The sequence below is a fragment of the Variovorax sp. Root434 genome (assembly GCF_001426595.1).
Taxonomy (GTDB): Bacteria; Pseudomonadota; Gammaproteobacteria; order Burkholderiales; family Burkholderiaceae_C; genus Variovorax.
Genome location: NZ_LMEK01000002.1, coordinates 20,425 through 33,808 on the forward strand (window position 1 = coordinate 20,425; position 13,384 = coordinate 33,808).

The following is a 13,384-nucleotide window of genomic DNA, read 5'->3' on the forward strand; positions in this document are numbered from 1 at the left end:
CACCCGATGCCCTGTGCACAGGGCACGCGGCTGGTGTGCGGCCGATCAACCAGTGCTCTGAACGATCACGCCGGTGGGGTGCCTTGCGCAGCGAAATAAAGGGGGAGCCCGAAGGGCGGAGGACATTCGCGGAGCAAGGTACCCCGTCGGCGTGAGCGCGCCCAAGAAATCAACCGCTTAGACCGTCCACAGCCTGGAACATCGCCTGCCGAGCCTGGCTGACGATCTGCCCGCGCCAGGCATCGGTGTCGGTGTAGAACGCCTCGAGCATCCGCGCGCGGATGCCGTCGGCCAGGTCGGCCGGCGCCTCGGGATGCTTGTGCAGCCAGTGGTCGGCGCGCAGGGCGCCGGTCACTTCGAGCAACGGCAGCGTGCCGTACTCGAGCGCGATGCCGGTGTACTCGGCCTGCGGGCATTCCTCGTACGCCGAATCCCACATCATCCCGCGCAGCAGCGCCGATGTCGAAGAACCGTCGTAGATCGAGGTGACGGGCGCGGCCGGCGTGCCCCACCATGCATTGGCGCGCGCATAGGCGGCCTTGTCGTCGCGGCCGGCGAAGATGCGTTCGCCCAGGCCGTTGGGGCCGAGCCCCGTGTGCAGGTCGATCCAGGCGATGCGTCGGGCATTGCCCGCATGGCGCTTCAGCACGCTGCGAATCGTCTTGTTGCTCCAGGTCGGCGCCCTGCCGCCGAAGAACAGGCCGTCGTCGAACTGGTACTGCCCGCTGGTCACTGCCGCCTGGAAGGCGGTGACACCGAGCTTCTCGATCCACTTGGCGACCGCCGCCTGGTTCTCGGGCGTGGGCGGCCAGATGGCGGGCAGCAGCAGCTCGTGCAGCTTGGCGTAGGGCTCGTTGACCGGCACCGGCTTCGAGAAATCGATGAAGTTGCGGTTCAGGTCGACGTTCTCGTGCGTCACGCGACGGCCGTAAGAAAAGCCGTGCGGGTTGAGCGCGTGCACATACAGCACCGCCACGCCCTGCGCCTTCGCCTTCTCGCGCCATTCGGCGTCGTGCAGCGCGAACACCTGCACGCCGCTGCCGCAATGGCCCTCGACGCCATGGCAGGCGCTGGTGACGATCAACAGGTTCTGCGCGTTCGCGTCGCCGTCGAGCGCGACGTCCATCGACAGGTCTTCGCCGTCGCGCCCCTTGAGCGGATGCGCGTGCGGCTCGACCGCGAGGCCGGCGCTCACGCAACCCTGCAGGAACTTCTGGCGCGCCTGGGCGTAGCGCGGCGAGAAGGCTTCGGCGATTCCGATCATGTGGCGATCAGGCGCTTGCGCCGCCGGGCTTGAGGAACTGCTCGGCGATCTGCACCCAGCAGGTGGCGCCCAGCGGGATGAGGTCGTCGTTGAAGTCGTAGCTGGCGTTGTGCAGCGTGCACGGGCCTTCGCCGTGGTGCACGTCGCGGTGCGTGCCGTCGCCGTTGCCGATGAAGGCATACGCGCCGGGCTTGGCCTGCAGCATGAAGGCGAAGTCTTCCGAAGTCATGGCGGCCTCCTGCTTCAGCACGTTCTCGGGGCCGACGATGCCGCCCATCACGCGGCGCGCGAAGTCGGCCTCGGCCTCGGTGTTGACGGTGGGCGGGTAGTAGCGCTCGAAGCGGAAGTCGCAGGTGGCGTCGTGCGCCGCGCAGATGTGGTCGCAGATCTGCTTCATGCGCGCCTCGATCATGTCGAGCACCTCGATCGAGAAGGTGCGCACCGTGCCCGACAGCTCGCAGTTGTCGGGAATCACGTTGTTGGCTTCGCCGGCGTGAATGGTAGTGACGGAGATGACGGCCGAATCGGTCGGCTTCATCTTGCGCGTGAGGATGGTCTGGAAGGCTTGCACGATCTCGCAGGCGATCGGCACCGGGTCGATGCCGGTCTGCGGCAGCGCGGCGTGGCCGCCCTTGCCGATCACGTTGACGAAGAACTTGTTGCCCGAAGCCATCACCGGCCCGGGGCTCACGGCGAACTGGCCGGCCTTCATGCCGGGCCAGTTATGCATGCCGAAGACGGCGTCCATGGGGAACTGCTCGAACAGCCCTTCCTTGATCATTTCGCGGGCACCGCCGCCGCCCTCTTCCGCCGGCTGGAAGATCAGGTACACGGTGCCGTCGAAATTGCGGTTCTTCGCCAGGTGCTGCGCGGCCGCCAGCAGCATGGCGGTGTGGCCGTCGTGCCCGCAGGCGTGCATCTTGCCGTGGTGCTTGCTGGCGTGGGCGAAGGTGTTGAGCTCGGTGACGGGCAGCGCGTCCATATCGGCGCGCAGGCCCACGGCGCGGCTGCTGGTGCCGTTCTTCACGATGCCCACCACCCCGGTGGTGCCCAGGCCGCGGTGGATGGGAATGCCCCATTCGGTGAGCTTGCCTGCCACCACGTCGGCGGTGCGGACTTCTTCGAAGCAGAGTTCGGGATGGGCGTGGAGGTCACGTCGGACGGCGGCAATGCCGGCGGCCTGCGTGACGAGCGAGTCGATGAGTTTCATGGCGTGGTCGTCTCAAAACGCCAGTCTATCCACTCCGGCGTTTCGAGGCACCCGCAAAGCCTCGTTATCCGGTGTTGTCAGTGTCCGGCGGTCCAGAAGCCGAGGTGCGGCACGGAAGCTTCTTCCTCGAGCAGCGGCCCCACCACCTCGACGCGCCGCTGCCCGCGCGCGAAGACCTCGCGGCAGGGCAGCGAGAAGGTCGGGTTCTCGGGATGGTCGCCGGTCAGGCCGAGCAGCGCGTGCTCGGACAGCGCGTAGACCACGCGGCCGATGTTGGTCCAGTAGATGGCGCCCGCGCACATGCAGCAGGGCTCGGCGCTGGTGTACAGCGTGCAGCGCTCCAGCTGCCCGGGCGTAAGCAGGCGCGCGGCCTGCGCCGCCGCTGCCAGTTCGGCGTGCTGCGTGGGATCGCCCTCGGGCGGCATCGAGTTGTTGCCCGCGGTGACCACGACTTCGCCGTGCTCGTTCGCCACCAGCGCGGCAAAGGGATGGCGCCCGCGCGCCTTCGATTCGTCCGACAGCCGGATGGCCATGCGAAGCAGTTCGAGGTCGCGCGGGGACAGGTCGGCGCTCATGTCTGGACGACGCCCCGCGTTCAGCGGCCGATGCTCTTCAGGTAGTCGGCGCGCGCGGCCAGCGCGGTGTCGGTGAAGTCGGTGAACACGCCGTCCACGCCGAGCTTGTAGTACACGCCGTATTCGTTCTTGCCGTCCTTGTTGTAGTCGGAGGCCAGGCGGCGCGACTCGTTGCGGAAGGTGAAGGGATGCACGAACAGGCCCGCCTTGTGCGCATCGGCGATCAGCGAGGTGGGCGCCGTGGAGGTGGCGTCGGCGTCGTTGATCTTGCCGTCCTTGTTGACGTCCACCGGCTTGCCGTCGGCGCCGATGGTGCCCTTGACGCTCACGATGTAGCGCTTCCAGGGGCCGATGCCGTCGGCGTACGTCTTGATCTCGGCCAGGCCCGCGGGCGTGACCATGGCGTCGAAGTTGCGCTTGTCGCCGGCCTTGGTCCAGTCGTAGGGGCGATCGCTGGGCACGGCGAAGGTCACGGCGCCGGTCTTCAGGTCGACGCTGTCGCCGTCGATGAGCTGGATGAGCTTCGTGTTGAGACCCTTGCTCTTCATGTACTTCAGGCTGCCCGGCTCGAACGACTGCACATAGATCGGCGCGGTCTTGCTGTTCCAGCCGGCGGCGTTGATGGCCGCGATGACCTTGTCTTCCAGCGGCAGGCCCAGGTCGCGGAAGTAGGTCGGGTTCTTCGTCTCGGGGTAGATGGCGATGGTGCGGCCGGTTTCCTTCGACTTGGCTTTGGCGAAATCGATGATCTCCTGGAAGGTCGGGACCTTGTACTTGCCGTTGAATTCCTGCGGGCGCTCGGCGTCGGTGGAGATGCCGCCCAGGGTCTTGATCTCGGCCAGCGTGAAGTCGTTGCTGAACCAGCCGGTCTGGGTCTCGCCGTCGACCTTGATGGTCTTCTTGCGCGAGGCGAAGCGGGGGTGCTTGGCCACGTCGGTGCTGATGGCGAGGTTGGGGTCGTGGCGGGCGATGAGCACGCCGTCCTTGGTGGAGACCAGGTCCATCTCGATCACGTCGGCGCCGAGTTCGATGGCGCGCGCATAGGCTTCGAGCGTTTCTTCCGGCAGATAGCCCGATGCGCCGCGGTGGGCGATGACCAGCGGCGGGTTGCCGTCGAGCGTCAGCAGCTTGTTGCTGGAGGGTCCGGTGCTGCTGCAGGCTGCCACGCAGAGGGCGGCGGTGGCGGTCAGGGCGATCTGAAGGGTGCGCATGGTCGTGGTTTCTCCGTCCGAATGAAGAGGCGCAGGGTACCCGTTTCGCGTGACAGCTTCGACCCCCACGCTCGCGCGCCGCCGACTTCCTGGAGAATGTGTTGCATGCTCCACACGCTTTCCCCCCAAAGCCTGCTGCTGGCCCAGACCCTGGTGCGCATGAACACCGTCAGTGCCAACAGCAACCTCCAACTGATCGACTTCGCGCAGAGCCACCTCGCGGCCCTGGGCGTCAAGAGCCGCATCACCTACAACGCCGAACGCACCAAGGCGAACCTGTTCGCCACGCTGGGCGAAGGCAAGCCGGCCGGCGTGATCGTCTCGGGCCACACCGACACGGTGCCGTGGGACGGGCAGGACTGGAGCGTCGACCCGCTCTCCGCCGTGGTGCGCGACGAGCGGCTGTACGGCCGAGGCTCGGCCGACATGAAGAGCTTCATCGCCATCGCGCTGTCGAACGCGAAGCGCTTTTTGGAAAGCGACTCGCCCTTCGCGGTGCACTTCGCCTTCAGCTACGAGGAAGAGATCGGCTGCTTCGGCGTGAAGGAACTCATCGCCGACATGCGCGAAGCCAACATCAAGCCGCTGGCCTGCATCGTGGGCGAACCCACCAGCATGGTGCCCGCCATCGCGCACAAGGGCGTCTACCGCTACAAGTGCTGCGTGCGCGGCAAGGAGGCGCATTCGTCGCTCACGCCGAAGTCGGTCAATGCCATCGAGATGGCGGCGCGCGTGATCGGCAAGGTGCGCGACATGGCGGAAGGCTTCGAGCGCAGCGAGCCGCGCTACGAGGGCTTCGACGTGCCCTTCAGCACTGCGAGCGTGGGCCAGTTCCACGGCGGCATCGCCGACAACGTGGTGCCGCGCGACGCCGAGTTCCGCTACGAGTTCCGCGACCTGCCGACCGCCGATGCGAAGCGCATGCAGGCCGACGTGGTGGCCTACGCGGGCAGCATCGAACCGGCGATGAAGAAGGTGGCGCCCGATGCGGGTTTCAGCTTCGAGACCATCTGCGAGATCCCCAGCTTCCTGGGCTCTGCCAACGACCCCGTCACGCTGCTGGCGCAGCGCCTGGCAAGCGAGGATCGCACCACTCTGGTGGCCTTCGGCACCGAAGCGGGCCTGTTCAAGAACGCCGGCATCCCCACGGTGGTGTGCGGTCCGGGCAGCATCGAGCAGGCGCACCAGCCCGACGAGTACGTGAGCCTCGAACAGCTGGCGCGCTGCGAACTGTTCATGGAGCGGCTGGCTTCTTCTCCTAGCATCGGCTGAGATGGTGCGTTGCTTTCCGGGGGGCGCTCACGCCGACGGGGTACCTTGCTCCGCGAATGTCCCCCGGCCTGCGGCCTCCTCCTTTATTTCGCTGCGCAAGGTACCCCATCGGCGTGATCGTTCAGCAGAGCGGTTGAACTGCCGGCATGAGCAGAGCGCCCATCGTGCACAGGGCACCGGGTGCTCCCCGCAGCGAAATAAAGGAGGAGCCGAAGGCGGGGGACATTCGCGGAGGGGAGTACCCGGTGGCCTGATGAAGCGCGTCGCCCTCGGCCTGCTGTGCGGCGCCGCCGTGCTCTACGCAGTGGCCAGTGCACTGCATGTGCAGCACCCGGCGTGGGGCTACGTCGCAGCCTTCTCCGAGGCCGCGATGGTCGGCGCCATTGCCGACTGGTTCGCGGTGGTGGCGCTGTTTCGCCATCCGTTGGGCCTGCCGATTCCGCACACCGCCATCATCCCGAGCAACAAGGACCGCATCGGCGCCAAGCTCGCGGGCTTCATCTGCGACAACTTCCTGAGCACCGGACAGGTGCTCGGCAAGCTGCGGGAATTCGATGCGGCCGGCCGCATCGCCGACTGGCTGGCACGGCCTGCCAGCGGCGAGAAGCTCGGTGAATGGGGCGTGGCCGCCACGCGCTACGGGCTCTCGGCCTTCGACGACGAGCGGGTGCGGGACTTCCTGGGGCGCGCCGCCGCGGCGGGTCTCGAGAAGATCGACCTCTCGCGCCTCACCGGCCAGGCGCTCGACGCTCTCACCGCCGGCGGGCGCCACCAGGCACTGCTCGACGACGTGCTGCAGCAGGTGGCCGGCCTGCTCGAAGGCGACGAGGTGCAGGCGCACATCACCGAGGCCATCGCGCGCGAGATCAAGACGCTGCGCTACGTCGGCCTCGACCAGGTGGCCGCCAAGCTGGCCACGCGCAAGATCGTCGCGGCCGTGGCGCGCACCATCGGCGAACTGGCGGCCGAGCCCGACCATCCGATGCGCCGGCGCTTCGACCACTTCGTCGACGACTTCGTGGTGCGCCTGAAGCTCGACCCCGAGTTCCAGCAGCGCGGCGAGCAGATCCGCGCCGAGCTCGTCGCGCACCCGGCCCTGGGCGACTACCTGCACGGGCTGTGGGGCGAACTGCTGGCGTGGCTGCACGACGACCTGGGCCGCGGCGACTCGACCATCCGCCGGCGCATCGCCTCGATGGCCGGCGCGCTGGGCACGCGGCTGCAGGGCGACGAGGCCATCCGCCGCTGGATCAACGAGCAGATCGAGGCGGCCGCGCCGCTGGCCATCGAGCGCTACCGGGAAGACATCCGCCGCTACATCGAGGAACGCGTGGGCGAGTGGAACGCTCAGGAGATGACGCTCGAGCTGGAGCGCCACATCGGGCGCGACCTGCAGTTCATCCGCATCAACGGCACGCTGGTGGGCGGGCTCGTGGGGCTGCTGATCCACACGGTCACGCAGCTGCTGCGCGGCTGAGCGGCCCCGGGTAATCCACAGCGGACGAAAGTCCGCATTCTGTCTCCGGAGAGACCCCGCGGCTCCGCCCTCCTCCTAGACTGTTCCGCGCATCGATCAACCAGAGGAGACACGCACCATGCCCCGTCGAAGCAGCCTCGGCGCCCTCGCGCTGACCGCCACCCTCACCCTGCTGGGCGCCTGCGGCAGCCTCGCGCCGCCATCGGCCACGCGGCCCGCCTCCTGGGGTCCGCCCGAGGCGCTGGTCGCCCCGTCGTCCTTCGCGGGGGTGCATGGGCTGGCCATCGACGCCAAGGGCCGGTTGCTCGCCGGTTCGGTGGTCGGCAACACGCTCTGGGAGGTCGACCGCAACACCGGCGCGGCCAAGGTGCTGATCGACGCGCCCGAAGGCCAGGCCGACGACATCGCCGTCGGCCCCAAGGGCGAGCTGGCCTGGACCAACTACCTCATGGGCATGCTGCGCTACCGCGAGAGCGACACCGCGCCCATGCGCGTGCTCGCCAAGGACCTGCCCGGCCTCAACTCGCTCGACTTCGACCGCCGCAACGGCAGGCTCTACGCCTCGCAGGTGTTCCTGGGCGACGCGCTGTGGGAGATCGACCGCGAAGGCCAGAAGCCGCCACGGCTCATCAAGAAGGACATGGGCGGCTTCAACGGCTTCGAGGTGGGGCCCGACGGCATGCTCTACGGGCCGCTGTGGTTCAAGGGCCAGGTCGTGAAGATCGACCCGGCGAACGGCGCCATGACCGTGATCGCCGATGGCTTCAAGATCCCGGCCGCCGCTAACCTCGACGGCAAGGGCAACCTCTGGGTGGTGGATGCGCGCAGCGGCGAGCTGGTGCGGGTGGACCTCGCCACCGGCCGCAAGACCGTCGCGAAGCAGCTGCGGCCCTCGCTCGACAACCTCGCCATAGCCAAGGACACGCCGGACGGAACCATCTACGTCTCCAACATGGCCAACAACGAGGTGCAGGCCTTCAACCCCGCCACCGGCGACCTGCGCACGCTCACCAGCGGCAAGTTGGCCGTGCCGGCCGGCATGAAGATCGACGGCAACGACCTCTGGGTGGCCGACGTCTTCGGCTTCCGCCAGGTCGACGTGCGCACCGGCGAGGTGCGCGACGTGTTCCGCATGCAGCGCGACCCCGACCTCGACTACCCGTTCGCGGTCGGGCTTTCGCCCAGGCTCTTCGCGCTGAGCTCGTGGTTCACGGGCACGGTGCAGCTGGTCGACCGGCAGACGCTGAAGACCGTCGAAACCATCCACGGCCTGAAGGCGCCGTTCGACGCCATCCCCATGCCCGACGGCAGCGTGATCTACGCCGAGATCGCCACCGGCAGCATCACCCGCGCCAGCGGGCCGAAGTTTTCCGAAAAGTCAGTGCTTGCTAGCGGCTTGAATGGCCCGGTGCAGATGGTCGTCGGCCAAGACGGCGCGCTCTACGTGACCGAGGCCGCCGGCAAGCTGTTGCGCCTTCCGCTGGACGCCAGTGCGCCGCTGCGCACCGTGGCCGACGGGCTGGCGCTGCCCGAGGGGCTGGCGCAGACGCCGTGGGGCAGCTTCATCGTGGCGGAAAGCGCGGCGCGCCGGCTGGTGGAAATCGACCCCGTGAACGGCACGCGCCGGACGGTCGCCGAGAACCTGCCGATCGGCCTCGCGCCCGGGCCGGGGCTGCCCCCGCCCTATGTGGTGACGGGCGTTGCGGTGAGCCGCGACGGCACGATCTACATGGCTGCCGATCGCAACAATGCGATATATCGAATTCGCCCCGTAAGGTAGCGTAACGAAAAGTGTAGATTTCGATTTACTTTTAAAAACAAATATTACAGACTGCGCGGGACGTCTTGCGGCGTCCCGATCGCATCCGGTGATCGGGGGGTCCGCGAGGCGCTCTTTTCTTGGAAGGGACATCGCATGACACCGCTCGTCACAGGCCAACTGTTGTCGCCCGAGTACGCACTGGGGATGGTGGCGCTTTCGTTCGTCATTTCTTTCGCGGGCTCGCTGGTGGCCCTCATCTGCGCCGGCCGCATGGTCGGGGCGGACGGCAAACCCAACCTCGCCGTCGTGGCCTGCGCGGCAGTGGCGCTGGGCGGCATCGGCATCTGGTCGATGCACTTCATCGGCATGCTGGCGTACCGCCTGCCGGTGGCCATCTCGTACAACATGCCGCTCACGGTGGTGTCGCTGGTGGCGGCCATCCTGATCTCCGGCATTGCCCTCTACATGGCCGGCGGACGGCGCAAGTTCAGCAAATCGGGTTGGCTCGGCGGCAGCCTGCTGGCCGGCGTCGGTGTCTGCGTGATGCACTACATGGGCATGTTCGCGATGAACATGCGCGCCTCGATGGACTTCGACCTGACGAGGGTCGGGCTGTCGGTGCTGATCGCCGTCACCGCCGCCGGAGCGGCCCTGTGGCTGGCGTTCAACCTGCGCAAGTTCACGCACAAGGTTGCGGCCGCTGCGGTGATGGGCGTGGCGGTCTGCACCATGCACTACGTGGGCATGAGCGCGGCGAGCATGGTGTGCATCGCCGCGGCGCCCACTGACGCGCTGGCCATCGGCGGCAGCTACATGGGCCTCACGGTGTTCGGCACGGCAGGCGCGGTGCTGATCTTCATCTACTGGGTGGTCACCGGCAGCAGCCTCGACGCCCCGGTGGCTGCGCGGCGCGCCCGCGCAAGCTGACCGCCCTGCGGCGGCCAGCCAGTAAGCGCAAGCGGGGGCGGCGCCCGCCCCCTAGAGTCGGTGCAGAGCGAAAACAAGCGACCTGCACAAACTCCACATGCCAGTCATCGAATCCCGGCTGCAAACGGCCAGCGACACCTTCCAGGCCAACCGCACCGGCATGCTCGCGCTGCTCGGCCAGGTGCGCGGGCACGAGGCTCGCGCCGTGGCCGCCTCCGGCGCCTCGGCCGAGCGCTTCGCCAAGCGCGGGCAGCTGTTGCCGCGCGAGCGCATCGCGCTGCTGCTCGACACGGGCGCGCCCTTCCTGCCGCTGGCCTCGCTCGCGGGGCTGGGGCATGACGATCCCGATCTGGCCAGGAGCGTGCCGGGCGGCGGCCTGATCTCCGGCATCGGCCAGGTGTCGGGCGTGCGCTGCATGGTCAGCGCCTCCGACTCGGGCATCGATGCCGGCGCGCTGCAGCCCATGGGCCTGGACAAGCAGCTGCGCGTGCAGGAGATCGCGCTCGAGAACAAGCTGCCCTACGTGCAGCTGGTGGAAAGCGCCGGCGCCAACCTCATGCAATACCGCGTGCAGGACTTCGTGCGCGGCGGCAACATCTTCCGCAACCTCGCGCGGCTGTCGGCCGCAGGGCTGCCGGTGGTGACGGTGACGCACGGCTCCTCGACCGCGGGCGGCGCCTACCAGACCGGGCTGTCCGACTACATCGTGATGGTGCGCGACCGCACGCGGGCCTTTCTCGCGGGGCCGCCGCTGCTGAAGGCGGCCACCGGCGAGATCGCCACCGAAGAAGAGCTGGGCGGCGCCGTGATGCACACCCACATCTCGGGCCTGGGCGATTACCTGGCGGAAGACGACCGCGACGCCATCCGCATCGCGCGCGCCATCCTCGGCGGCATCGACTGGGCACGCCCCGAGGCGCAGCGCCAATTCACGCCGCCGCACTACGACGCCGAAGACCTGCTCGGCATCATGCCCAGCGACGGCCGGCGGCCGGTGGACATGCGCGAGGTCATCGCGCGCATCGCCGACGGCTCCGAGTTCCTGGCGTTCAGCGAGCACTACGGCAGCGCCACCGTCTGCGGCCACATCCGGCTCGAAGGGCATGCGGTGGGCATCGTCACCAACAACGGCCCCATCGACTCCGACGGCGCGACCAAGGCCACGCATTTCATCCAGGCCTGCTGCCAGTCGCGCACGCCCATCGTCTACCTGCAGAACATCACGGGCTACATGGTGGGCCGCGCGCACGAGGAGGCCGGCATCATCAAGCACGGCGCGAAGATGATCCAGGCCGTGACCAATGCCAACGTGCCGCAGATCACGCTGCATTGCGGTGCCTCGTACGGTGCGGGCAACTACGGCATGTGCGGCCGCGGCTTCGCGCCGCGCTTCTGCTTCTCTTGGCCCAACGCGCGCACCGCGGTGATGGGCGGCGAGCAGGCGGCGAAGACCATGGCCATCGTGATGGAGGCCGGCATGGCGCGAAAGGGGGCGGTCGATCACGCGAAGATCGAGGCAATGCAGCAGCAGGTCGTCGAGCGCTTCGAGCGGCAGATGAGCGTGTTCACCACCAGCGCGCTGCTGCTGGACGATGGCGTGATCGACCCGCGCGACACGCGCGCGGTGCTGGCCGAGGTTCTTTCCGTGTGCCGCGATGCCGATGCGCGCGTGCCGCAGCCGATGCAGTTTTCGGTGGCACGGCCATGAGCAGCGCGTTCCACAAGATCCTGATCGCGAACCGCGGCGAGATCGCGGTGCGCGTGATGCGCACCGCGCGCGCCATGGGCTGCCGCACGGTGGCCGTTTATTCGAGCGCGGATGCGGATGCCGAGCATGTGCGGCAGGCCGACGAGGCGGTGTGGATCGGCGAATCGCTGCCAGCGCAGAGCTACCTGAACATCGCCGCGATCATCGAGGCCGCGCATGCGAGCGGCGCCGATGCGGTGCATCCGGGTTACGGCTTCCTCGCGGAAAACGCGGCGTTCGCGCAGGCCTGCCGCGATGCGGGGCTGGTCTTCATCGGGCCATCGCCCGAAGCCATCCGCGCGATGGGCGACAAGGCCGGCGCCAAGCGGCTGATGCAGGCGGCGGGCGTGCCATGCATTCCGGGCTACCAGGGCGAAGACCAACGCACGGAAAAGCTCGCGGCCGAGGCGGCACGCATCGGCTGGCCCGTGATGATCAAGGCGACCGCGGGCGGCGGCGGTCGCGGCATGCGGCTGGTCAACTCGGCGGCGAACTTCGCCGAGCAGCTGCACAGCGCGCAGTCCGAAGCGCTCAATGCCTTCGGCGATGCCACCGTGATCCTGGAGCGCGCCATCGTCGCGCCGCGCCACATCGAGATCCAGGTGTTCGCCGATCGGCACGGCAACGCGATCCATCTCGGCGAACGCGACTGCTCGGTGCAGCGGCGGCACCAGAAGGTGATCGAGGAAGCGCCCTCGCCGGCCGTGTCCGACGCGCTGCGCGAACGCATGGGCGCGACCGCCGTCGCGGCGGCGAAAGCCATCGCCTACGAAGGCGCGGGCACATTGGAGTTTCTGCTCGATGCAGAGGGCCAGTACTGGTTCATGGAAATGAACACGCGCCTGCAGGTGGAGCACCCCGTGACCGAAGCAGTGACGGGCCTCGACCTGGTCGAGCTGCAACTGCGCGTCGCGGCCGGCGAGCCCCTGCCCTTGACGCAGCAGGAGGTGCGCATCGCCGGCCACGCGATCGAGGTGCGCCTGTGCGCCGAAGACCCGCAGCAGGGTTTCTTGCCGCAAAGCGGTGCGCTCGCGGCATGGCGGCCTTCGCCCGCGTTGCGCACCGAGCACGCCTTGCGCGACGGTGCCGCCGTGCCGCCCTTCTACGACTCGATGCTCGCCAAGCTCGTGGCGCACGGCCGCACACGCGAGGAAGCCCGGCAGCGGCTGGTCGCGGGCCTGCAGGACACGGTGGCGCTCGGCCTCTCGACCAACCAGCAACTGCTGCAGCGTGCACTGTCGCACGATGTGTTCGCGAGCGGCGCGGCAACGACCGCCTTCATCGGCGATCACCTCGAATCGCTGCTTGCCGCGGATGCCGTCGACGACACCCGCGCTGCATTGCTGGCGGCGCTGCTGCTGCAACTGGGCGAGCGCGGCTGGCCCTCGCCGCTGGCGCACACGCTTCCCAATTCCCTGCGCTTCTCGCTCGATGGCGTGGTGCGTGCGGCCCGCGTGACACCGCGTGGTGCCGGCCGATTCGACATCGCACTGGACGGCGCAGCCCCCGCGCAGCTCGCATTGCTCGCACTGCCTAGCGACGGCAGCCTGCGCTTCTCGTGCGGCGGGCTGGCCGAGCAGGCGTTCATCGCGCGGCAAGCCGAACGCGTGGATTTCCACTTTCGCGGCCAGTCGTTCCGATTGGAGAACCTCACGCACGTCGCGGTGGCGCGCACCGACGGCACCGACACCGACGGCCTGCTGCGCGCCTCCATGAACGGCCGGGTGATCGCGCTGCTCGTGGCTGAAGGCGATGCGGTCGCCGCGGGCCAGCCGCTGGTCACGCTCGAAGCGATGAAGATGGAGCACGTCCATTGCGCGCCGCGCGCCGGCCGCGTCGCCCTGCATGTCGCGGTGGGCGCGCAGGTGGCCGCGCGCCATGTGGTCGCGCAGGTCGCGGATGCATGACGGCAACGGCTCCTACCCATTTCCGAAGGTCA

10 protein-coding genes are annotated in these 13,384 nt (G+C 68.4%); 6 read left to right on the forward strand and 4 right to left on the reverse strand.

The features are described from left to right. Positions 1-169: 169 nt before the first annotated feature. From ASD05_RS03775 to ASD05_RS03790, 4 genes are all read right to left on the reverse strand, one after another. On the reverse strand, positions 170-1,264 hold the full coding sequence (locus ASD05_RS03775; protein WP_056587891.1) for a M14 family metallopeptidase: 1,095 nt from the start codon (positions 1,262-1,264) through the stop codon (positions 170-172). A gap of 7 nt (positions 1,265-1,271) precedes the next feature. Then, positions 1,272-2,474, reverse strand: a complete 1,203-nt coding sequence (locus ASD05_RS03780) for a M20 aminoacylase family protein (RefSeq protein WP_056587894.1) — start codon at positions 2,472-2,474, stop codon at positions 1,272-1,274. Between the two features lie 77 nt (positions 2,475-2,551). Next, the gene (locus ASD05_RS03785; RefSeq protein WP_056587898.1) at positions 2,552-3,049 is read right to left on the reverse strand and encodes a nucleoside deaminase; all 498 of its coding nucleotides are present in this window, start codon (positions 3,047-3,049) and stop codon (positions 2,552-2,554) included. A 20-nt stretch (positions 3,050-3,069) separates the two neighbouring features. Next, the gene (locus tag ASD05_RS03790; protein WP_056587901.1) at positions 3,070-4,260 is read right to left on the reverse strand and encodes a glycerophosphodiester phosphodiesterase; all 1,191 of its coding nucleotides are present in this window, start codon (positions 4,258-4,260) and stop codon (positions 3,070-3,072) included. Between the two features lie 105 nt (positions 4,261-4,365). Here ASD05_RS03790 and argE point away from each other — a divergent pair, with 105 nt between their 5' ends. The 6 genes from argE (at position 4,366) to ASD05_RS03820 (ending at position 13,352) form a co-directional block, all read left to right on the forward strand. Then, complete coding sequence (gene argE, locus ASD05_RS03795) at positions 4,366-5,532, forward strand: acetylornithine deacetylase (protein ID WP_056587906.1); 1,167 nt, start codon at positions 4,366-4,368, stop codon at positions 5,530-5,532. 253 nt (positions 5,533-5,785) lie between these two features. Further along, complete coding sequence (locus tag ASD05_RS03800) at positions 5,786-7,009, forward strand: DUF445 domain-containing protein (protein ID WP_056587909.1); 1,224 nt, start codon at positions 5,786-5,788, stop codon at positions 7,007-7,009. Positions 7,010-7,127: 118 nt separating this feature from the next. Then, positions 7,128-8,789, forward strand: coding sequence for a hypothetical protein (locus ASD05_RS03805; RefSeq protein ID WP_056587912.1), 1,662 nt, complete (start codon positions 7,128-7,130; stop codon positions 8,787-8,789). Positions 8,790-8,924: 135 nt separating this feature from the next. Next, positions 8,925-9,698 carry an MHYT domain-containing protein gene (locus tag ASD05_RS03810; RefSeq protein WP_056587915.1) on the forward strand — a complete coding sequence of 258 codons (774 nt, stop codon included), beginning with the start codon at positions 8,925-8,927 and terminating at the stop codon, positions 9,696-9,698. A 97-nt stretch (positions 9,699-9,795) separates the two neighbouring features. Further along, positions 9,796-11,406 (forward strand): acyl-CoA carboxylase subunit beta, encoded by a 1,611-nt coding sequence (locus tag ASD05_RS03815; protein ID WP_056587918.1) that lies wholly within the window; start codon positions 9,796-9,798, stop codon positions 11,404-11,406. Beyond that, positions 11,403-13,352 (forward strand): acetyl/propionyl/methylcrotonyl-CoA carboxylase subunit alpha, encoded by a 1,950-nt coding sequence (locus tag ASD05_RS03820; RefSeq protein WP_056587920.1) that lies wholly within the window; start codon positions 11,403-11,405, stop codon positions 13,350-13,352. The genes ASD05_RS03815 and ASD05_RS03820 overlap by 4 nt, the downstream gene beginning before the upstream one ends. The last annotated feature ends 32 nt before the right edge of the window (positions 13,353-13,384 follow it).

Coding starts and splice junctions, on each gene's coding strand:
- ASD05_RS03785 (WP_056587898.1), bottom strand. CDS start 3,049: ATGAGCGCCGACCTGTCCCCGCGCGACCTCGAACTGCTTCGCATGGCC.
- ASD05_RS03805 (WP_056587912.1), top strand. CDS start 7,128: ATGCCCCGTCGAAGCAGCCTCGGCGCCCTCGCGCTGACCGCCACCCTC.
- ASD05_RS03820 (WP_056587920.1), top strand. CDS start 11,403: ATGAGCAGCGCGTTCCACAAGATCCTGATCGCGAACCGCGGCGAGATC.
- ASD05_RS03775 (WP_056587891.1), bottom strand. CDS start 1,264: ATGATCGGAATCGCCGAAGCCTTCTCGCCGCGCTACGCCCAGGCGCGC.
- ASD05_RS03815 (WP_056587918.1), top strand. CDS start 9,796: ATGCCAGTCATCGAATCCCGGCTGCAAACGGCCAGCGACACCTTCCAG.
- argE (WP_056587906.1), top strand. CDS start 4,366: ATGCTCCACACGCTTTCCCCCCAAAGCCTGCTGCTGGCCCAGACCCTG.
- ASD05_RS03790 (WP_056587901.1), bottom strand. CDS start 4,260: ATGCGCACCCTTCAGATCGCCCTGACCGCCACCGCCGCCCTCTGCGTG.
- ASD05_RS03780 (WP_056587894.1), bottom strand. CDS start 2,474: ATGAAACTCATCGACTCGCTCGTCACGCAGGCCGCCGGCATTGCCGCC.
- ASD05_RS03800 (WP_056587909.1), top strand. CDS start 5,786: ATGAAGCGCGTCGCCCTCGGCCTGCTGTGCGGCGCCGCCGTGCTCTAC.
- ASD05_RS03810 (WP_056587915.1), top strand. CDS start 8,925: ATGACACCGCTCGTCACAGGCCAACTGTTGTCGCCCGAGTACGCACTG.